General features: G+C 69.9%; 15 protein-coding genes. 9 read left to right on the top strand and 6 right to left on the bottom strand.

Annotation, left to right across the window (positions count from 1 at the left end; genetic code table 11):
* Positions 1-30 precede the first annotated feature (30 nt).
* Positions 31-1,071 carry a LacI family DNA-binding transcriptional regulator gene (locus tag OG293_RS04410; RefSeq protein ID WP_405997434.1) on the top strand — a complete coding sequence of 347 codons (1,041 nt, stop codon included), beginning with the start codon at positions 31-33 and terminating at the stop codon, positions 1,069-1,071.
* Between the two features lie 56 nt (positions 1,072-1,127).
* On the opposite strand, the gene OG293_RS04415 is transcribed toward OG293_RS04410, so the two are convergent.
* Positions 1,128-3,923, bottom strand: coding sequence for a glycosyl hydrolase (locus tag OG293_RS04415; protein WP_405997435.1), 2,796 nt, complete (start codon positions 3,921-3,923; stop codon positions 1,128-1,130).
* Between the two features lie 244 nt (positions 3,924-4,167).
* Between OG293_RS04415 and OG293_RS04420 the strand changes: the two genes are divergently transcribed.
* From OG293_RS04420 to OG293_RS04435, 4 genes are all read left to right on the top strand, one after another.
* Positions 4,168-5,469, top strand: a complete 1,302-nt coding sequence (locus OG293_RS04420) for an ABC transporter substrate-binding protein (RefSeq protein WP_405997436.1) — start codon at positions 4,168-4,170, stop codon at positions 5,467-5,469.
* Positions 5,470-5,573: 104 nt separating this feature from the next.
* Complete coding sequence (locus OG293_RS04425) at positions 5,574-6,536, top strand: carbohydrate ABC transporter permease (RefSeq protein WP_405997437.1); 963 nt, start codon at positions 5,574-5,576, stop codon at positions 6,534-6,536.
* Positions 6,533-7,438, top strand: a complete 906-nt coding sequence (locus OG293_RS04430) for a carbohydrate ABC transporter permease (protein ID WP_405997438.1) — start codon at positions 6,533-6,535, stop codon at positions 7,436-7,438. Before OG293_RS04425 ends, OG293_RS04430 begins: the two co-directional genes overlap by 4 nt.
* A gap of 42 nt (positions 7,439-7,480) precedes the next feature.
* The gene (locus OG293_RS04435) at positions 7,481-8,881 is read left to right on the top strand and encodes a GH1 family beta-glucosidase (protein ID WP_405997439.1); all 1,401 of its coding nucleotides are present in this window, start codon (positions 7,481-7,483) and stop codon (positions 8,879-8,881) included.
* Here the strand turns inward: OG293_RS04435 and OG293_RS04440 are convergent.
* Positions 8,853-9,728, bottom strand: a complete 876-nt coding sequence (locus tag OG293_RS04440) for an oxygenase MpaB family protein (RefSeq protein ID WP_405997440.1) — start codon at positions 9,726-9,728, stop codon at positions 8,853-8,855. The genes OG293_RS04435 and OG293_RS04440 overlap by 29 nt on opposite strands.
* 201 nt (positions 9,729-9,929) lie before the next feature.
* Here OG293_RS04440 and sph point away from each other — a divergent pair, with 201 nt between their 5' ends.
* The 4 genes from sph (at position 9,930) to OG293_RS04460 (ending at position 14,223) form a co-directional block, all read left to right on the top strand.
* Positions 9,930-10,922, top strand: coding sequence for a sphingomyelin phosphodiesterase (sph, locus tag OG293_RS04445; RefSeq protein ID WP_405997441.1), 993 nt, complete (start codon positions 9,930-9,932; stop codon positions 10,920-10,922).
* Between the two features lie 78 nt (positions 10,923-11,000).
* A complete protein-coding gene (locus OG293_RS04450) occupies positions 11,001-11,921 on the top strand; it encodes a cation diffusion facilitator family transporter (protein WP_405997442.1) in 921 nt (306 codons plus the stop codon).
* A 152-nt stretch (positions 11,922-12,073) separates the two neighbouring features.
* Entirely contained in the window at positions 12,074-13,138 is a 1,065-nt protein-coding gene (locus OG293_RS04455) for a S1 family peptidase (protein WP_405997443.1), read from the top strand.
* A 344-nt stretch (positions 13,139-13,482) separates the two neighbouring features.
* Positions 13,483-14,223 (top strand): MerR family transcriptional regulator, encoded by a 741-nt coding sequence (locus OG293_RS04460; protein WP_405997444.1) that lies wholly within the window; start codon positions 13,483-13,485, stop codon positions 14,221-14,223.
* Positions 14,224-14,340: 117 nt separating this feature from the next.
* Here the strand turns inward: OG293_RS04460 and OG293_RS04465 are convergent, their stop codons facing one another.
* The 4 genes from OG293_RS04465 to OG293_RS04480 are packed head-to-tail and all read right to left on the bottom strand — an operon-like array spanning position 14,341 to position 20,075.
* Positions 14,341-16,515 carry a 3-hydroxyacyl-CoA dehydrogenase NAD-binding domain-containing protein gene (locus OG293_RS04465; RefSeq protein WP_405997445.1) on the bottom strand — a complete coding sequence of 725 codons (2,175 nt, stop codon included), beginning with the start codon at positions 16,513-16,515 and terminating at the stop codon, positions 14,341-14,343.
* Positions 16,516-16,553: 38 nt separating this feature from the next.
* Positions 16,554-17,768, bottom strand: coding sequence for an acetyl-CoA C-acetyltransferase (locus OG293_RS04470; RefSeq protein WP_405997446.1), 1,215 nt, complete (start codon positions 17,766-17,768; stop codon positions 16,554-16,556).
* A gap of 34 nt (positions 17,769-17,802) precedes the next feature.
* The gene (locus OG293_RS04475; RefSeq protein ID WP_405997447.1) at positions 17,803-18,945 is read right to left on the bottom strand and encodes an acyl-CoA dehydrogenase family protein; all 1,143 of its coding nucleotides are present in this window, start codon (positions 18,943-18,945) and stop codon (positions 17,803-17,805) included.
* Positions 18,942-20,075 carry a CaiB/BaiF CoA transferase family protein gene (locus OG293_RS04480; RefSeq protein WP_405997448.1) on the bottom strand — a complete coding sequence of 378 codons (1,134 nt, stop codon included), beginning with the start codon at positions 20,073-20,075 and terminating at the stop codon, positions 18,942-18,944. The genes OG293_RS04475 and OG293_RS04480 overlap by 4 nt, the downstream gene beginning before the upstream one ends.
* Positions 20,076-20,129 lie beyond the last annotated feature (54 nt).

Consider the following 20,129-nt stretch of genomic DNA (forward strand, 5'->3'; position numbering starts at 1 on the left):
GCCGAACACCGCAGCCGAGGAGCGCCCGCCTTGCCCGACCAGACCACGGGGTCCCGCCCCACCCTGGAAGCGGTCGCCGCCCGCGCCGGCGTCTCGCGGGCCACGGCGTCGCGGGTCGTCAACGGCGGCGCGGGGGTCCGCCCGCCCCTGGTCGACAAGGTGCGCCAGGCGGTCGAGGAACTCGGCTACGTACCGAACCACGCGGCCCGAACCCTGGTCACCCGGCGCAACGGCGCGATCGCCGTGATCATCGCCGAGCCGGAGTTCAGGATTTTCTCGGACCCCTTCTTCGAGCAGCAGGTGCGTGGCATCAGCCGGGAGCTGACGGCATACGACTCGCAGCTGGTGCTGCTGTGGGTGGAGGGACCCGGCGACCACGACCGGATCGCCCGCTACCTCGGCGGCGGCCATGTCGACGGCGCGCTCGCCTTCTCGCTGCACAACGACGACGAACTGCCCTCCATCATCCGCCGGGTCAAGGTACCGACCGTGTTCGGCGGCCGTCCCGGCTGGCCCGGGGCCGCCGCCGAGACGGCGGTGCCCTATGTCGACTGCGACAACCGCGGCGGGGCCCGGGAGGCCGTACGGCATCTGGTCTCCCTCGGTCGCGAGCAGATCGCGCACATCGCGGGCCCCCGCGACCAGACGTCGGCGATGGACCGGATCGACGGCTACCGCGACGTCCTGCTCGACGCCGACCCGGACCTTGTTCGTCAGGGCGACTTCACCGCACAGAGCGGCGCCAAGGCGATGGCCGAACTCCTCGACGCGCGCCCCGGTCTGGACGCGGTCTTCGCCGCCAACGACCTGATGGCCTCGGGGGCGCTGCGGACACTGCGCGAACGCGGACGGCGGGTGCCCGAGGACGTGGCGCTGGTGGGCTTCGACGACATGGACTCGGTCGTCGAGTCGACCGATCCCCCGCTGACGACGATCCGTCAGGACATCGAAGGCATGGGCCGGTTGATGGTCCGGCTGCTGATGCGCGTACTGAACGAGGGCGAGCCGGGGTCAGGAGCGCCCGCCTCGGTGATCACTCCGACCACGCTGGTGCGACGGGCCTCGGCCTGAGCCGCCGGACCCGCCGCACAGAGTCGGGGACGGGACGAAGAATCGCCCCGGAGGGATCAGCTGAACGGGATCACCACCACCGACGTGCTAGTACCGGTCTGGAGCCTGGAGGTGCCGTTGCCGATGGCGCCCCACACCTCCAGCCGCACGGTGCCGCCCTTGAGGTCGCCGAAGCTCCCGGTGGCCGACCGCAGTCCGCGTGAGTGTGCGTACTCCTCCCAGCCCGTCACCGGGTCGGTGGCGAAGTACTGGTAGGTCTCGGTCCGGTCGAAGGTGCCGTCACCCGTGAAGTCGTAGCTGATACGGGCCTGCTGGCCGAGCCCGACCGTGCTGCCCGCGTCCAGTTGGAGGCGGAAGGCGGTCGCGGTGCCCGAGGTGTGGACGCCGTTGACGTTCTTGATCTCGTAGGCGAGCGGCTGGTGCGGGGTGCCGTCGTAGGTGCCGCCGAGGGCCGAGGAGATCGTGTCGCTGCCCGCCGTGCCACCCGTCGCGGTGGTGAGCACTCCACCCGTACGGAGCTGGAAGGTGTTGCCCGTCGGCGGCTCCGGATCAGGATCGGGATCGGGATCGGGATCGGGGTCGCCTTGGCCCGTGCCTGTGCCGGTCGCCGTCGAGCGGGCCGGAACGGTCAGCTTCGCACCGTCCGAGAAGGTGACCGTGCGGGCGGTCGCGCCGTAGTTGTGCGCGGCGTACGTCCGTGCCGTGCCCTTGGTGAAGACGGCCGAGGCCGGGATGTCCCCGGTCACCGTCGCGTCGGGTGCGCCGATCGCGTCGAGCGTGGTGATCCAGTGGTAGGTGTGTGCCCTGGACTCGCCCTGTTCGGGGGTGTAGCCCGCGTTGCCCGCGTCCCACTTGGACTTCGCCGCCGCCGGGTCGGCCAGCGACTGGAACTCCCAGAGGATGTCCCGCCATTCGACGGCCGGGCCGCCGTTCTCCCGTTCCATCTCGGCGATGTTGCGCCGGATCGCGGCCCTCTCGCCGCCCAGGTGGAGTGAACCACCGGTCACCGGGAGGGCGTTGATGCCATGGATCTCCTCGGGGTTGGCGGTCCACCAGGTGGCGTACGCCGCGCCGCTGCCCCACACCATGCCGGCCGTGTCATGGCCGAAGGACGAGGGAAAGACCTGCTCGTCGGCGTCGAACCAGTACTGGGCGATCGCCTCGGACTCGGTGGTAAGCAGATACGTGCCGAGATCACGAAGCTCGGTGTTCCCGGTGGCCGAGCCCCACAGCACCAGGCCCGCGCTGAGGTTGGTGGACTCCGACGACGACTCCTGGTTGTTGCCCGCGGCGAAACCCTGGTGCCCGGAGGCCCAGCTGTGGCCTGCGTACACGTCGAAGCCGCGCAGGAAGGGGAAGGCGGTGTCGGTGCGGCTGGGGTTGGCCGCGTCCCGCACCAGGGTCTTCACCATGCCGCCCCAGGCCGTGTCGGCGGCCCAGGCCTGGTCGTACTGGGCGACGACCGCCGCCGCGTAGACGTAGTAGCCGTAGTGGAAGTGGTGGTCGTTGAGCTCGGTGTCGCTGCCGTAGGAGGCCGGGTAGCCGGTGAGCGTCTTCCAGACCTTGTCGTACGAGAACTCGCCTGCGCCCCCGGCCGTGAACCAGTCCTGCAGCCTGCCCTTCATCAGGCCGATGAGCTTGTCGCGGGTCGCGGTCTCACCGAGCTGGTCGGCGAGCGGCACAAGCTGGGCGAGCTGCCCGAGTACCTTCCCGGTCCAGTAGGTGTCGGTGTAGTCCTTGAACGGGTTGGGGTCGTTGGCGACCTGGTCCAGATAGCCCTTCAGCCGGGCCTGGTCGAGGGCGTTTGTCTTCGGCAGTCCGGGCAGCACGGCGGACGCCTTCTGGCTGGTGGTGAACGAGGCCGCCTCGCGGACCTTCATGGTGCCGCGCGGCGAGATGTAGGTGTACGCGGTGAGCGGGTCGGTGGTGTGCAGCCACTGATGGCGGTAGAGGGCCTGGAGCGTGCCGCGCTCGGTGCCCTCCTTGGCCTCGGTGGTCAGGGTGTAGGCGGCCCGGACCGTGCCACCGGTGTAGCTCCAGGTGGCCTTGGAGCCGGTGACGAAGCTGTAGGCGTACTTCGTGTAGGTCGCGAGCGCGTCGGTGGAGGGGAGCACGGCGAGCGAGAAGTAGTCCTTGGCGCCCAGGTCCGCTGTGATGGTCGAGCCGGAGACCGTCCAGTCGCTGCCCGTGGGGGCGAACAGCGCGTAGTGGTGGCCGGCGACCGTGATGCCGAGGACGTGCCCCTGGTCGGCGAAGACGGCGGGCGCGGCGGCCGTGGTGATCTGGGCGGCGCCGCCCGAGCCCCTGGCGTATACGAAGGGCATCCCGTGACCGATGGTGGTGCGCAGCGTGCGCGCGCCGTCCGACCAGTAGGGGGTCACGGTCCAGTCGGAGAAGTCGTCGGCCTTGGTGTCGGGTGAGTTCAGCCCGGTGAGGCCGAGGGTGAGGTCACGTTTGTGGGCGTACTCGTACTGGCGGCCCTCGCCGACGATCGCGGGGGTCGTCGGGTAGCCGACCTCGAGTCCGCCTGCGGTGGCCTGGTAGGTGAGGGGGTGGCCGTACATGGGGGTGGAGTACGGATTGTCGCCGTACCGCTGGAAGGCGAGCGAGGACCACCAGTCGTTGGTGGGAACGGGCTTGTCCTTGGCGGCGGAGGTGACCTTGGGGGTGACCGGCGCACCGGTGTTGGTGGTCGGGCCGGACGTGCCGGCGGGGCGGGTGTCGGAGTAGCTGCCAGAGCCTACGGGGATGGTGGCGGCCGCCGCCGGGGTGGCGGCCGGGCCCAGGCCGATGGCGGCCAGGGCGGTGACCAGGATCAGCGCGGCAGCTGGTCCTGTGCGGGTGGCTGGCATGGACGGCACCTCGAAGTCATTTCGGGAAAGGGCGTCCGAGAGCGCTCTCAGATGCTTAGGAACGTAAAACTCCTGAAACAAGGGTGTCAATAGATGAGACTCAGGCGGCAGTTGGCGCTGGAGGCCAAGCCGTTACGCCTTCGAGTCTTGACGAGCGGATCGCCCGAGGGGCACTCTCCAGTCGCAAGCGTGAGAGCGCTCTCAGCCGGGCGTCTCGCTCCGCCGAAGCCAAAGGAGGCTTCCCATGCCCATCGCCCGAGCCGTCAAGAGGTCCACCGTCCGCCTGGGAGCGGTCGCACTCGCCGGGGCACTGCTCGCCGCCTGTGGAGGCTCCTCGGACGGAGCCTCCGACAGCGCGGGCGGCAAGGTCACGCTCACCGTCGATCTGTTCGGATCCTTCGGCTACAAGGAGGCCGGGCTCTACGCGGAGTACAAGAAGCTCCACCCGAACGTCACGGTCAAGCAGAGCGACACCGAGGACGAGCAGGACTACTGGAAGTCGCTGCAGACCAGGCTCGCCGGCGGTGGCGGACTCGCCGACGTCCAGGGCATCGAGGTGGGCCGGATCGCCGCCGTCACCCAGCAGCAGGCCGACAAGTTCGAGGACCTCAGGACCTACGGCGCCGACAGGCTCAAGGACCAGTTCGCCGAGGCCAAGTGGTCCGCGGCCACCGGCGGGGACGGCCAGATCCTGGGCCTCGGCACGGACGTCGGCCCGGAGGCCATGTGCTACCGCACCGACCTGTTCAAGCAGGCGGGCCTGCCCACCGACCGCACCCAGCTGGCCGCCAGGTGGTCCACCTGGGACGGCTATCTCGCGCTCGGCAAGGAGTACAAGAAGAAGGCACCCGCCAAGAGCGCCTGGGTGGACAGCGTCGGCAGCCTCTACGCGATCATGGTCGGCCAGCAGAAGGAGCGCTACTACGACGCCTCCGGCAAGCTCGTCTACGACAACAACCCGGCGATCAAGGCCGCCTGGGACGCCTCCACCGACGCGGCGCAGGCCGGCCTGAGCGCCAAGCTCGACCAGTGGTCACCGCAGTGGAACCAGGCGTTCTCCGCCGGATCCTTCGCCACCATGCCGTGCCCCGCCTGGATGCTCGGCTACATCAAAGGCCAGGCCGGTGACGCGGGCAAGGGCAAGTGGGACATCGCCAAGCTGCCCGCCGGCGCCGGCAACTGGGGTGGCTCGTACCTCTCCATCCCCCGCGCGGCCAAGCACAAGAAGGAGGCGTACGAGCTGATCAAGTGGCTCACCGGCCCCGAGCAGCAGGCCAAGCTCTTCACCAAGCAGGGCAACTTCCCCTCGTCCACCGGCGCCATCGCCAAGGTCGCCGCCGCCAGGGACCCGTACTTCTCCGACGCGCCGATCGGCCAGATCTTCGGTGACGCCGCCAAGGCGGCGCCGGTCCAGGTTCTCGGCGTTCACGACAAGTCCGTCGCCGACCAGATCACCAACGCGTTGAGCGAAGTGGAGCGCAAGGACACCGCGCCCGACAAGGCGTGGTCGACCGCGAAGAAGAACGTGGCGAACGCGACCGGCTGACCCGGTCCGCCCAGCTCCGGAGGCCGGGCCTGGTTCCCGGCCGGACCGGCCTTCGGACACCGGTTTCCCACGCTCCCCGTTCCCCCTCCTCGAAGGGCCGCACCGTGACCCTCACCGCCACCGCGAAGCCGGCCGGGCCCGGGCCGTCGGCCCCGTCCCGGCCGTCGGCCGCGCGCCGGACCTGGCGCACGCTCTCGCCATACGCCTATGTCGCCCCGTTCTTCGCCCTCTTCGCCGCCTTCGGGCTCTTCCCGCTCCTCTACACGGCCTTCGTCTCGCTCTACCGGGTGGAGCTCCAGACGCCCGGCGAGATGGAGTGGCGGGGCCTGGGCAACTACACCGCACTCTTCGGCGACGAGATCTTCTGGACCGCCCTGCGCAACACGTTCACCATCGGAGTGCTCTCCACCGTCCCCCAGCTGGTGATGGCGCTGGGACTGGCCCATCTGCTCAACTACCGGCTGCGCGGCCGGACGTTCCTGCGCACGGCGATGCTGCTGCCGTACGCGACCAGCGTCGCGGCCGCCACTCTTGTCTTCGCGCAGCTCTTCGGCCGCGACTTCGGACTGATCAACTACGTGCTCGGACTGGTCGGCATCAACCCGGTGGACTGGCAGGCGGGCACCGTCAGTTCACAGATCGCCGTGTCGACGATCGTCATCTGGCGCTGGACCGGTTACAACGCGCTGATCTACCTGGCCGGGATGCAGTCGATCCCGAGCGAGCTGTACGAGGCCGCGGAGATGGACGGGGCCTCGCGCTGGCGGCAGTTCATCCATGTCACCCTGCCGGGGCTGCGTCCCACGATCCTGTTCACCGTCGTCGTCTCGACGATCGGCGCCACCCAGCTCTTCGGCGAGCCGCTGCTGTTCGAGGGCTCCATCTCCGGAGGCATCTCGCACCAGTACCAGACCCTCGGCCTCTACATGTACGAGCAGGGCTGGGGCTTCTTCCACCTGGGCCGGGCCGCCGCCATCGCCTGGGTGATGTTCCTGCTGATCCTGGTGCTCGTCGGGGTCAACGCCCTGATCGCGCGCCGCCGTTCCCGCAAGGAGGCCGGCCGATGACCGCGCTCGCCGCACCGCCGACCGGCCCGGCCGCCAGCGGCACCCCGCCGAGGCCGCCGAGCCGTCGCAGGAACGGCGCCGGGCGAACCATGCACGGCGGACTGCCGGCCTACGCGTTCCTGATCCTGGCCGTACTGATCTCGGCGTTCCCGTTCTACTGGACGATCGTCGCCGCGAGCCGCTCCAACGCCGATCTGGCGAAGGTGCCTCCGACGCTGCTGCCCGGGTCGAACCTCTTCCACAACTTCGAGGCGGTGATGGAGGAGGCGGACATCGGCAAGGCGCTGCTCAACTCCCTCATCGTCTCCGGCTCGATCACCGTGGGCACGGTGCTGTGCTGCACGCTCGCCGGGTTCGCCTTCGCCAAACTCCGCTTCCGCGGCCGTGGCGCGCTGCTGGCGATCACAGTCGGCACCATGATGATTCCGCCGCAGCTCGGCGTGATCCCGCTGTTCATGCTGATCGCCAAGTTGCAGTGGGTGAACCAGCTGCAGGCCGTGATCCTGCCCGGACTGGTCTCCGCGTTCGGGGTGTTCTTCATGCGGCAGTACCTGGTGCAGTCGCTGCCCGACGAGCTGATCGAAGCGGCACGGGTCGACGGCGCATCCACCGCACGGATCTTCTGGTCGATCGTGGTGCCGATCGCCCGGCCCGGGATGGCCGTGCTCGGGATGCTCACGTTCATGGCCGCCTGGAACGACTTCTTCTGGCCGATCGTCGCCCTGTCGTCGCAGGAGCCGACCGTGCAGGTCGCCCTGCGCCAGCTCGGCGGCGGCTATGTCCACGACCAGTCCGTGATCATGGCCGGCACCCTGCTCGGCACCCTTCCCGTGCTGCTGGTCTTCGGTCTGCTCGGCCGGCAGATCGTCGGCGGCATCATGCAGGGCGCCGTCAAGGGCTGACATCCCCCACCGCTCCACCTCACTTCTGGGAGTTCATTCCTTATGACCGCACTCGACGCACGCCCCGGAACGACGAGGGAACTCCGCTTCCCCGCAGCCTTCCGCTGGGGAACGGCCACCGCCGCCTACCAGATCGAGGGCGCGGCCCAGGAGGACGGCCGTACTCCCTCCATCTGGGACACCTTCAGCCGCACCCCCGGCAAGGTGCGCAACGGTGACACCGGCGACATCGCCGCCGACCACTACCACCGCATGCGCGAGGACGTCGCGCTGATGAAGCGGCTCGGCGTCACCGACTACCGGTTCTCGGTCGCCTGGCCCCGGGTCCAGCCGACCGGGCGTGGTCCCGCCGTGCAGAAGGGCCTCGACTTCTACCGCCGTCTCACCGACGAGCTGCGGGAGGCCGGAATCAGGCCCGTCGCCACGCTGTACCACTGGGATCTGCCGCAGGAGCTGGAGGACGCGGGCGGCTGGCCGCAGCGCGAGACCGCCCGCCGGTTCGGCGACTACGCCGGGATCACGGCCGACGCCCTCGGCGACCGGGTGGCGACCTGGACGACACTCAACGAGCCGTGGTGTGCGGCGTTCCTCGGCTATGGCTCCGGCGTGCACGCGCCCGGACGCACCAGCGCGAGCGCCTCCCTGCAAGCCGCACACCACTTCAACCTGGCGCACGGCTGGGCCGTGCAGGCGCTGCACGCCGTCCTGCCGGCGAGGTCCGAGATCTCGCTGACCCTCAATCTGCACGCCGTACGCCCGCTCTCCGGCTCGGAGGCGGATCTGGACGCGGCGCGCCGGATCGACGCCGTCGGGAACCGTATCTTCCTCGACCCGGTCTTCCACGGCCTGATTCCGGAGGATCTGGTCCGCGACACCGCGGAGGTGACCGACTGGTCCTTCGTCCAGGACGGCGACCTGGAGATCATCTCCACGCCGATCGACTCGCTGGGCATCAACTACTACTCCCCCACCGTCGTGGGCGCCGGTTCCTCCGACGGGCCCTCGCCGTGGGCCGGCGCGGAGCGGCATGTGCGCTTCCTGCCCGCGCCGGGACCGCGCACGGCCATGGACTGGCCGGTCGACGCGGACGGTCTGCACGAGCTGCTGATCCAGCTGCGGGACGATCTGCCGGGTGTTCCGCTGGTGATCACCGAGAACGGTGCCGCGTACGACGACTACGCCGATCCGTCCGGCGAGGTCCACGACCCCGAGCGGGTGGAGTATCTGCGGACGCATCTCGCCGCGGTGCACCGGGCGATCGCCGAGGGCGCGGACGTGCGCGGTTACTTCCTGTGGTCGCTCCTGGACAACTTCGAGTGGGCGTACGGCTACAGCAAGCGGTTCGGTATCGTCCATGTCGACTTCGCGACGCAGCGCCGCACGTTCAAGGACAGTGCCCGGTGGTACGCGGACGTCATCGCGCGGGGCGGGCTGACCGGCTGAGTCCGGCGGCCCTGCGGGCCGCTCGCGCGAGCGGGAGGTAGCGCAGTCGCTCGGGAAGTACGGGAACAACGGTCCGTACGACCCGGGCGAATCCGCGCAGGGCGCGCTCCTGCTCCGGGGTCCACTCCAGGCCTATCGCCGCGCGCGCGTCGGGCGGCAGCAGCCCGACGGTGATGAAGCGGCGGAAGCGGAGGAAGGGCGGCAGCAGCAGCGGCCACACCACCCCGAGCAGTGCGCGTACGGGCAGCGGTCCGCGGTCGGGCGGTGGCAGCCGGACATCGGTGGCGAGAAGTTCGCGTAGGACGGCGGTCACCTCCACCTCGTCGGCGAGCATCGCGCGGTAGTACGGCCAGAACTCCTCGGGCGTCGGCGGCATGTCCCGGTCGTCGATACCGAGGATGCGGCCTATCTGCAGCCACTCGGCGTACAGCTGCCGCTCCTGCGCCTCGGTGAGCGGCCACATCAGATAGCCCAGCGCGTGCTGGAAGACGGGGAAGCCGGTGGCGTGGACCCAGGCGTAGCAGGCGGGGTCCAGTGCGCGATAGGGGCGGCCACGCGTGTCGGTGCCCTCGACGGCCCGATGCAGTCTGCGGAGTCTGCGCCCCTCCTCGGCCGCCGCCGCCCCGCCGTAGACCCACAGCTGGAGGGAGCGCAGAGAGCGCTCACCGCGGCCCCAGGGGTCGGTGCGGAAGACGGAGTACTGGTCCACTCCGGCTCCGACGGAGGGGTGGGCGACCTGTAGGGCGAGGGCGGGAGGCAGCATCAGCAGCTCGCGGATGTCGCCGACGACGGACCACAGCAGCCCGTCGGGCGGTGGCGGTACGGGATCGACCGCGCCCCTGCTCATAACGGCCATTCTACGCCCGGGAGGTGAATCAGACGCAGACCCGCGCGCCTGCCGAGCGGAGAACCAGGTTCCGCTACAGGGGAGTTGGTGTGATCGACCGGCTGTGGAAAGAAAGTGGGCACCTGGCCATTACCAGGAGGTAACTCTGGCTGATTTGATGTGCCGCGCCGGTCCTACCCCCCACCTGAATAGGGAGTTCCTGTGCCGCACTCCGTGCTCCGCCGCATCCCGGGCGCAGCTCTGTCCACCGCGCTCGCCGCCGCCGTCCTGACCGGGACGGCTCCGACGGCCTCCGCCGCCGCCGACGAGGCCGCTACGCCCTCGCTGAAGGTGCTGACGTACAACACCTTCCTCTTCAGCAAGATGCTCTACCCCAACTGGGGCCAGGACCACCGGGCCGCCGCGATAACCGCGGCGCCGTTCTTCCAGGGCAAGGACGTCGTCGTGGTCCAGGAGGCCTTCGACAACTCCTCCTCGGACGCGCTCAAGCAGAAGGCCGCCGCTCAGTACCCGTACCAGACTCCGGTGATGGGCCGGAGCAAGGACGGCTGGGACGCGACCGGCGGTTCGTACTCGGCCGCGACGCCCGAGGACGGCGGCGTGGCGGTGCTGAGCAAGTGGCCGATCATCCGCAAGGAGCAGTACGTCTACAAGGACGCCTGTGGCGCCGACTGGTGGTCCAACAAGGGTTTCGTCTACGTCGTGCTCAATGTGAACGGCACCAAGGTCCACGTGGTGGGTACGCACGCGCAGTCGACCGACCCCGGCTGCGGCTCGGGCGAGGCCGCGCGGATGCGCAGCCGCCAGTTCAGGGCCATCGACGCGTTCCTCGACGGCAAGAACGTCCCGGCCTCCGAGCAGGTGCTGGTCGCGGGCGACTTCAATGTCGACTCGCGGTCGGCGGAGTACGCGACCATGCTCACCGACGCCGGGCTCACCGGGGCGGACGCGCGCACCGGGCACCCGTACTCCTTCGACACCGCGGATAACTCGATCGCGCGGTACCGCTACCCCGACGACCCCCGCGAGGACCTGGACTATGTCCTGCACCGGGCCGGGCACGCGAAGCCGGCGGGCTGGACCAATGACGTGGTCAAGGAGGAGTGCGCGCCCTGGACGGTCTCCAGCTGGGGCACGAAGTACACCTACACCAATCTCTCCGACCACTACCCGGTGATCGCGTCGGGACAGTAGTCGCAAGCCCTTCGCAGCTGGTCAGAGGCCGCTTTTCGGCAGTGGCTGCAAGGGGGTTGATATGTCACGGTGGTGGCCATGACGGGGCACGGGCACGTCCATGGCCACCACCATCACCACGCCCACGACCGCCTCGACGCGGCCCTCGAAGGGTCGTCTGAGGGACTGCGGACGCTGTGGTTCTCCTTCGGCGTGCTCGCCGCGACGACCGTCGTGCAGGCGGTGGTCGCGGGCGCGTCGGGCTCGGTGGCGCTGCTCGGCGACACCGTCCACAACGCCACGGACGCGCTGACGGCGCTGCCGCTCGCCCTTGCCTTCCTCCTCGGCCGGCGGGCGGCCACCCGCCGCTACACCTACGGCTTCGGACGGGCCGAGGACCTGGCGGGCATCTTCGTGGTGCTGGTGATCGCCGCTTCCGCGGTCTTCGCCGGATACGAGGCGGTGCGGCGTCTGTTCGGACCTCAGGAGGTCAGCCATCTGGGGGCGGTGGCCGTCGCCGCGCTGGTGGGCTTCGCGGGGAACGAATGGGTGGCCCGGGTCCGGATCCGCACGGGCCGCAGGATCGGCTCGGCCGCGCTGGTCGCCGACGGACTCCACGCCCGCAGCGACGGGTTCACCTCTCTGGCCGTACTGCTGGGCGCCGGCGGAGCTGCACTCGGATGGGGGTGGGCCGATCCGGTGATCGGGCTCGTCATCACCGGCGCGATTGTGCTGGTCCTGCGGGGTGCGGCCCGTGAGATCTGGCACCGGCTGATGGACGCGGTCGACCCGTCGCTGGTCGACCAGGCCGAGCACGCGCTCTCCCATGTCGAGGGCGTACGGGCCGTGGGGGATGTGCGCATGCGGTGGCTCGGGCACGGTCTGCGGGTCGAGACCTCGATCGTCGTCGACCCCGCGCTGACCGTGATCGAGGCGCATAGGGTGGCGTTGGCCGCCGAGCACGCTCTGTTGCACGGGGTCCGGCGGCTGACTGCGGCCACCGTGCAGTTCCATCCCTGACTCCCCTTGCCGGGGAGGGTGTTCCGGCGTTCTCACACTCTTGTGTGCGTGACAGGGTCATGTCACATTTGAGTCCGCTGCTCCGGACCGGTCCGGTCCACACCACTCCACGGCAATCCCCACCGCGGACTCGTACGAAGGAGAAGCCCCCCATGAGACGCACGCTCCGCGCGCGCATCTGCCTTTCCGTCCTGCTCACCCTGCCCGCCGTCGCCCTGGGCACGGGAACCGCCGGGGCCGCCCCGGAACCCGACCCGGGCGTCACGGCCTCCGCCACTCAGTACAACGTGAACACCACCCTCGAACGGACCCTCGGCGACGACGAGAGCGCCGGTTCCTACCTCGACGCCGCGACGGGCGAGCTGGTCGTCACCGTGACCGACGAGGCCGCGGCCGAGAAGGTACGCGCCGAGGGCGCCCGCCCGCAGATCGTCGAACGCAGCACGGCACAGCTCCGCGCCGCCATGATCACCCTTGAGGCCCGGGCGAAGATCACCGGTACCTCGTGGGGCGTCGACCCCTCGACGAACCAGGTCTCGATCGAGGCCGACCAGTCCCTCACCCCGCGCTCGCTGGCCCGGCTGAAGCGGGTCGCCGCGAGCCTGGGCGACGCCGTGCGGATCACCCGGGTGCCCGGCGTCTTCAAGCGGGAGGTGGCGGGCGGCGACGCGATCTACGGCGGCGGCTACCGCTGCTCCGCGGCCTTCAATGTCTCGAACGGCACGGCACGCTACTTCGTGACGGCAGGTCACTGCACGAACCTGGCCGCGAGCTGGTCGGCCACCTCGGGCGGACCGTCGATCGGCATCCGGGCGGGCACCAGCTTCCCGACGAACGACTACGGCATCGTCCGCTACACGGGGACCGACCAGCCGCCCGGAAGCGTCGACCTCTACAACGGCACCTTCCAGGACATCACCTCCGCGGCCGACGCCATCGTCGGCCAGGCCATCCGCAAGAGCGGCTCCACGACCCATGTGACCAGCGGGAGGGTCACCGCCGTGAACGTCACCGTGAACTACGGCGACGGACCGGTCTACGGCATGGTCCGCACCACCGCCTGCTCCGCAGGCGGCGACAGCGGCGGCGCGCACTTCGCCGGATCCACGGCCCTGGGCATCCACTCCGGCAGCGCGGGCTGCACGGGCACGAACGGCTCTGCGATCCACCAGCCGGTCCGGGAGGCCCTCGCCGCGTACGGCGTGAACGTGTACTGAGCGACCCGGAACCACGCGGGCGTGCCCACCGGCCGGGCACGCCCGCCGTGCCGTCGGCCCTCATGGTCGTCCACGGTGACCGGCATCCCCCGAGCCGTCGGCCGCCCGTCCAGCGGCGGCTCGATCCGCGTCCGCTCCGCGCCGGCGAGCCCACACCCCATCCGTGGCATGTGGACGGACACGCCCCAGCTCCAGCGCCGCATCCCCCACCCGCAGCTCCAGCGCCTCATCCCCCACCGGCAGCTCCAGCGCCTCGTCCCCCACCCGGCGGGAGGCTTTCACAACACTGGTGAGACAGCAATACTGTTGCACCGGGGCGAAGTGCACGGAAGGCGAGGGAGACCATGGCGACGGAGACCGAGGAGCCGACATTCACCGTCGACGAGCTGGCCGCGCGAGCCGGGGTCACCGTGCGGACCATCCGCTTCTACAGCACCCGCGGGCTGCTCCCGCCCCCGGTGATCGGACCACGGCGTGTCGGGCACTACGGCCCCGGCCATCTGTCCCGGCTGGCCCTCATCGAGGAGCTCCAGCACCAGGGGATGACGCTCGCCGCGATCGAACGCTATCTGGAGCAGCTTCCGCCCGATCTCAGCGCCCACGACCTCGCGATCCACCGTGCGCTGGTGGCCTCGTGGGCGCCGGACTCGGCGGAGGAGGCGAGCCGCGATGAGCTGGAGCGCCGCGCGGGCCGTCCGCTCGGCGAGCAGGACATCGACCGGCTCGCCGCGATGGGCGTGCTGGACCGCGCGGCCGGACCGGAAGGCACGGAGGGATACCGGCTCGACCCCGGACTGCTGCGGCTCGGGGTCGAGCTGCTGGATGTGCCGATCGCACACGAGACGATCCTCGCGGCCCGCACGGTCCTGCTGGAGCACACGCGCTCGGCGGCCCACGAACTCACCCGGCTGTTCCGGGACGAGGTGTGGAACCCGTACCGGGAGCGGGAGTCGGACCCGGAGCATGTCGCGGCGATGAAGTCGCTGTCCGCCCATATGCAGCCGATGGTGGTGCAGGCTCTGGTAACCGCCTTCCAGCGGTCGCTCAAGGAGGAGCTGCGGGCCGCGTTCGGCAAGGAAAGCTGACCGCGGCCCGCAAGCACGTCCCGCGAGCACCTCCCATGCGCGCCTCCCATGCGCGCCTCCCCCGAGCAGGGCGTGGCGCCCCGGACACCGCACGTCCGTGACGCCACTGCGCAGGCGTCACGCGTCGGTGAAGACCTCTCCGCGCTCCGCCTTCTCGACCAGCAGCGCCGGCGGCTCGAAGCGTTCGCCGTACGTCGCGGCCAGTTCACGCGCGCGTGCCACGAAGCCGGGCAGCCCGCCCTCGTACCCGTTGATGTACTGGAGCACACCACCCGTCCAGGCCGGGAAGCCGATGCCCATGATGGAGCCGATGTTGGCGTCGGCGACCGACGTCAGCACGTTCTCCTCCAGGCAGCGGACGGAGTCCAGCGCCTCCGAGAAGAGCATCCGCTCCTTCATATCGGTGAACGGGACGGCCACCTCACGCTTCCCGAAGTGCTCGGCGAGCCCCGGCCACAGGCCCGCACGCCTACCGTCCTCGTCGTAGTCGTAGAAGCCCGCTCCCCCGCTGCGGCCGGTGCGTTCGAACTCGTCGACCATGCGGTCGATGACCGCGTCCGAGGGGTGTCCGGTCCAGGTGCCCCCGGCCTCTTCCACCGCGCGCCGGGACTCGTTGCGGATCTTGCGCGGCAGGGTCAGCGTGAGCTCGTCCATCAGCGAGAGCACCTTGGCCGGGTAACCGGCCTGCGCGGCGGCCTGCTCGACGGAGACGGGGCTGACGCCCTCGCCGACCATCGCCACACCCTCGTTGATGAACTGGCCGATCACCCGCGAGGTGAAGAAGCCACGCGAGTCGTTCACCACGATCGGCGTCTTGCTGATCTGACGGACCAGGTCGAAGGCGCGGGCCAGGGCCTTGTCGCCGGTGTGCTCACCCTTGATGATCTCGACGAGCGGCATCTTGTCGACGGGCGAGAAGAAGTGCAGCCCAATGAAGTCGTCAGGACGTGTGACGCCCTCGGCGAGCGCGGTGATCGGCAGTGTCGAGGTGTTGGAGCACAGCAGCGCGTCCGGCTCGACGATGTCCTGGATCTCCTCGAACACCTTGTGCTTGAGGGCGGTGTCCTCGAAAACGGCCTCGATCACGGCGTCGCAGCCCGCGAGGTCGGCCGGATCAGCGGTCGGCGTGATGCGCCCGAGGAGCGCGTCCCGCTTGGCCTCGGTGGTCCGGCCCCGGGAAAGCGCCTTGTCGAGCAGCTTCTCGCTGTACGCCTTGCCCTGGGCTGCGGCCTCGGCCGTGACGTCCTTGAGGACGACCTCGATACCGGCGCGGGCGCAGGAGTACGCGATGCCGGCTCCCATCATCCCCGCGCCGAGAACGGCGACCTTGCGGACCGGGCGGGGATCGATGCCGCGCGGCCGGCTGGCCCCGGAGTTGACGGCCTGGAGGTCGAAGAAGAAGGCCTGGATCATGTTCTTGGCGGTCTGGCCGGTGACCAGCTCGGTGAAGTACCGGGCCTCGATGACCAGAGCGGTCTCGAAGTCGACCTGCGAGCCCTCGACGGCGGCGGCGAGGATGTTGCGCGGCGCCGGGTAGGGGGCGCCGTTCAGCTGCTTCTTCAGGTTGGCGGGAAAGGCGGGCAGGTTGGCGGCGAAGCGCGGGTTGGAGGGGGTTCCGCCAGGGATCTTGTAGCCCTTGACGTCCCACGGCTGCTGCGACTCGGGGTTCGCGTCGATGAATGCGTGGGCCTTGGCGAGCATCTCCTCGCGGGTGGCGGCCACTTCATGGACCAGGCCGTTCTCCAGGGCGCGCCGCGGGGAGTACTGCGTGCCTTGCAGCAGTACCTTCAGCAGCGCGTCGGCGATGCCCATCAGCCGTACGGTCCGGGTTACACCTCCGCCGGCCGGAAGCAGACCGAGGGTGACCTCGGGCAGGCCGATCTTGGAACCGGGGGCGTCGAGCGCGACGCGGTGGTGGCTGGCGAGGGCGATCTCGTAACCGCCGCCCAGGGCCGCGCCGTTGATGGCGGCGACGACCGGCTTGCCGAGGGTCTCGATGCGGCGCAGGGAGCGCTTGATGGCGGTGCCCGTCTCGAACGCCTGCTGGGCGTTCTCCGGACCGACCTTGATCATGTCCTTGAGGTCGCCGCCCGCGAAGAAGGTCTTCTTCGCGGAGGTGTAGATGATGCCGCGGATGGAGTCCTTCTCGGCCTCGGCGCGTTCGGCGATCGCCGCGATGGAGTCCTTGAACGCCTGGTTCATGGTGTTGGCGGACTGGTTCGGGTCGTCGAGGACGAGGGTGACGACGCCGGTCTCGTCCTGTTCCCAGCGGATGGTGGTGCTCTCGCTCATTGCTGCTACTCCGTAAGAGGGTTGGCCGGGAAGGACGGTCAGAGACGCTCGATGACGGTGGCGATGCCCATCCCGCCGCCGACGCACAGGGTCGCGAGGCCGTACCGCTTGTCCTGGCGCTCCAGCTCGTCGATCAGGGTGCCGAGGATCATCGCGCCCGTCGCGCCGAGCGGGTGACCGAGAGCGATCGCGCCGCCGTTGACGTTGATCTTGTCGAGCGGGAGGTCGAGGTCGCGGGCGAAGCGCAGCACCACACCGGCGAACGCCTCGTTGATCTCGACGAGATCGATGTCGCCGATGGTCAGTCCGGCCTTGGCGAGCGCCTTGCGGGTGGCGGGCGCGGGGCCGGTGAGCATGATGGTCGGCTCGGAGCCGGAGACCGCGGCGGAGAGGATCCGGGCGCGCGGGGTCAGGCCGTACCGCCGGCCGACCTCCTTGGTGCCGATGGCGACGAGGGCCGCGCCGTCGACGATGCCGGAGGAGTTGCCCGCGTGGTGGACATGGTCGATCTTCTCCACCCAGTGATACTTCTGCAGCGCGACGGCGTCGAAGCCGCCCATCTCGCCGATGCCTGCGAACGACGGCTTGAGCGCGGCGAGAGAGTCCGCGGTGGTGCCGGGGCGCATGTGCTCGTCGTGGTCGAGGACGACCAGGCCGTTGCGGTCGCGCACGGGGACGACGGAACGCTCGAAGCGGCCGTCCTTCCATGCCGCGGCGGCCCGTTCCTGGGAGAGCGCCGCGTACTCGTCGACATCGCGGCGGGAGAAGCCCTCGATCGTGGCGATGAGGTCGGCGCCGATGCCCTGGGGGACGAAGCCGGTGTCGAAGTTGGTCATGGGGTCGGCGAACCAGGCGCCGCCGTCCGAGGCCATGGGCACCCGCGACATCGACTCGACGCCACCGGCGAGCACCAGGTCCTCCCAGCCCGAACGGATCTTCATGGCCGCCATGTTGACCGCTTCGAGGCCCGAGGCACAGAAGCGGTTCTCCTGTACGCCGGCGACGGTGTCGGGCAGTCCGGCGGCGATGGCCGAGATACGGGCGATGTCGGAGCCCTGGTCGCCGACCGGTCCCACGACGCCGAGCACGATGTCGTCGATCGCCGCCGGGTCGAGACCGGGGAAGCGGTCACGCAGCTCGTGGATCAGACCGACGACAAGGTCGATCGGCTTGGTGCCGTGCAGGGCGCCATTGGCCTTGCCGCGCCCTCGCGGGGTGCGGATCGCGTCGTAGACATACGCTTCGGTACTCAAGACAACAGCCTTTCGAGGGTTACGTGATGAGGGGTCAGGCGAGGACGGACCGGCCGATGATCTCCTTCATGATCTCGGTCGTACCGCCGTAGATCGTCTGGATACGGCCGTCCGTGAAGGCCCTGGCGACGCGGTATTCCGTCATGTAGCCGTAGCCGCCGTGCAGTTGGAGACAGCGGTCGGCGACCCGCTTCTGGAGTTCGGTGGCCCACCACTTGGCCATCGAGGCATGGACCGCGTCGAGTTCCCCCTCCGAGTGGTCCACGATGCAGCGGTCGAGGAAGGTGCGGGTGACGGCGCATTCGGTGGCCATCTCGGCGATCTCGAAGCGGATGTGCTGAAGGCTGGAGAGCGGCCGGCCGAAGGCTTCGCGTTCCTTGACGTACTGCGTGGTTATCTCCAGGAGGTACTCGGCGGCGGCGATTCCGGCGACCGCGATGCCCATCCGCTCCTGCGCGAGATTGGTCATCAGGTGGATGAAGGCGCCGTTGAGCTCCCCGAGCAGGTTCTCCTTGGGGACACGCACGTCGTTGAAGAACAGCTCGGCCGTGTCCTGGGACTTCTGGCCGATCTTGTCGAGGTTGCGGCCCCGCTCGAAGCCTTCCGCGCCGCGCTCGACGACGAGCAGCGAGAGCCCCTTGGCGCCGCCCTCGGGGGTGGTCCTGGCGACGACGATCACCAGGTCGGCGAGGATGCCGTTGGAGATGAAGGTCTTGGAGCCGTTGAGGATCCAGTGGTCGCCGCGGTCCTCGGCGGTGGTGCGGATGCCCTGGAGGTCGGAGCCCGCGCCGGGTTCGGTCATCGCGATGGCGGTGATGATCTCGCCGCTGCAGAATCCGGGCAGCCAGCGCCGCTTCTGCTCGTCGGTGGCGAGTGAGGTGAGGTAGGGGCCGATGATGTCGTTGTGCAGGCCGAGGGCGAGTCCGGCGGCACCCGCGCGGGTGAACTCCTCGGCCAGCACGGCGCTGTAGCGGAAATCGTCGTTGCCGCCGCCTCCGTACTCCTCGGGAACGGCGAGCCCGAGCAGCCCCTGCTTGCCCGCGGCGAGCCAGGCGTCACGGCTGACGATGCCGTCCTTCTCCCACTGCTCGTAGTGGGGCAGGACCTCTTTGGCGAGGAAGGTGCGGACGGTCTCGCGGAAGGCGTCGTGCTCCACGGAGAAGATCTGGCGCTTCATCGGTCGTCCTCCTTGGTGAGCCCGGGCAGGTCCCAGTCGCGGGCCACCTCGGCGGTGTCGGCCCCCGGCTGCGCGGGCCCCCGGTACACCGTGCCGGGCGTGGCGGAGAAGCGGGGCGCGGGCGCGGGCTGGGTGAGCCCGCCGTGGTCGACGAAGGTCCCACGGGCGGCGAGATGGGGGTGCGAGGGGGCTTCGCGCAGCGAGAGCACCGGTGCCACGCAGGAGTCCGAGCCCTCGAAGACGGCCGTCCACTCCTCGCGGGTCCTGGCCTTGAAGCGGTCGGCGACGGCGGTGCGCAGTTCACCCCAGCGGGCGAAGTCCTTGCGCGCCGGGGCCTTGTCCTTGATGCCGAGCAGCTCGATGAACTCGTTGTAGAACTGCTGCTCCAGCGCGCCGACGGCCATGTACTGCCCGTCGGCGGTCTCGTACGTTCCGTAGAAGGGGCAGCCGCCGTCGAGAAGGTTGGCCCCGCGCCGGTCCTGCCAGCCGCCGGCCGCCATCATCCCGTGGATCATCGTGGCGAGATGCGCGGCCCCGTCGACGATGGCCGCGTCCACGACCTGGCCGGACCCGCCTTCGGTGCGTGCGTGCTGAAGCGCGGCGAGCACGCCGACGACGAGGTAGAGCGAGCCGCCCGCGTAGTCGCCGACAAGATTGGCGGGGACGGTGGGCGGCTCGTCGGGCTTGCCGATCATGCCCAGGATGCCGGTGACCGCGATGTACGCGATGTCGTGCCCGGCGCGCTGCGCGAGCGGTCCGTGCTGGCCCCAGCCGGTCATGCGTCCGTAGACCAGGCCGGGGTTGCGGGCGAGACACTCCTCCGGTCCGACGCCGAGGCGCTCGGCGACTCCCGGCCGGTAGCCCTCGATGAGCACGTCTGCCCGCGCGACGAGGTCGAGGACCCGGCCGGGGCCGTCCTCGGCCTTGAGGTCGATGAGGACGGAGCGTTTGTTGCGGTTGGTGAGGTCGTACGCCGGGTCGATCGCGAGCCCCGCGCCGCCGGGCCGGTCGACCCGTACGACATCGGCGCCGAGATCGGCGAGGAGCATGGCGGCGAACGGGCCGGGCCCGATGCCCGCCAGTTCGACCACCCGCACCCCGGCGAGCGGGCCGTTCCCCATCGCTGCCATCGAGCCCCCAGCGCTGCACTGTGACACAACTGATGTAACACCAATGATGGTAAG

It is taken from the genome of Streptomyces sp. NBC_00829, assembly GCF_045161795.1.
GTDB lineage: Bacteria > Actinomycetota > Actinomycetes > Streptomycetales > Streptomycetaceae > Streptomyces.

Coding starts and splice junctions, on each gene's coding strand:
- OG293_RS04440 (WP_405997440.1), bottom strand. CDS start 9,728: ATGAGCAGGGGCGCGGTCGATCCCGTACCGCCACCGCCCGACGGGCTG.
- OG293_RS04435 (WP_405997439.1), top strand. CDS start 7,481: ATGACCGCACTCGACGCACGCCCCGGAACGACGAGGGAACTCCGCTTC.
- OG293_RS04450 (WP_405997442.1), top strand. CDS start 11,001: ATGACGGGGCACGGGCACGTCCATGGCCACCACCATCACCACGCCCAC.
- OG293_RS04465 (WP_405997445.1), bottom strand. CDS start 16,515: ATGAGCGAGAGCACCACCATCCGCTGGGAACAGGACGAGACCGGCGTC.
- OG293_RS04420 (WP_405997436.1), top strand. CDS start 4,168: ATGCCCATCGCCCGAGCCGTCAAGAGGTCCACCGTCCGCCTGGGAGCG.
- OG293_RS04430 (WP_405997438.1), top strand. CDS start 6,533: ATGACCGCGCTCGCCGCACCGCCGACCGGCCCGGCCGCCAGCGGCACC.
- OG293_RS04455 (WP_405997443.1), top strand. CDS start 12,074: ATGAGACGCACGCTCCGCGCGCGCATCTGCCTTTCCGTCCTGCTCACC.
- OG293_RS04475 (WP_405997447.1), bottom strand. CDS start 18,945: ATGAAGCGCCAGATCTTCTCCGTGGAGCACGACGCCTTCCGCGAGACC.
- OG293_RS04415 (WP_405997435.1), bottom strand. CDS start 3,923: ATGCCAGCCACCCGCACAGGACCAGCTGCCGCGCTGATCCTGGTCACC.
- OG293_RS04460 (WP_405997444.1), top strand. CDS start 13,483: ATGGCGACGGAGACCGAGGAGCCGACATTCACCGTCGACGAGCTGGCC.
- OG293_RS04480 (WP_405997448.1), bottom strand. CDS start 20,075: ATGGCAGCGATGGGGAACGGCCCGCTCGCCGGGGTGCGGGTGGTCGAA.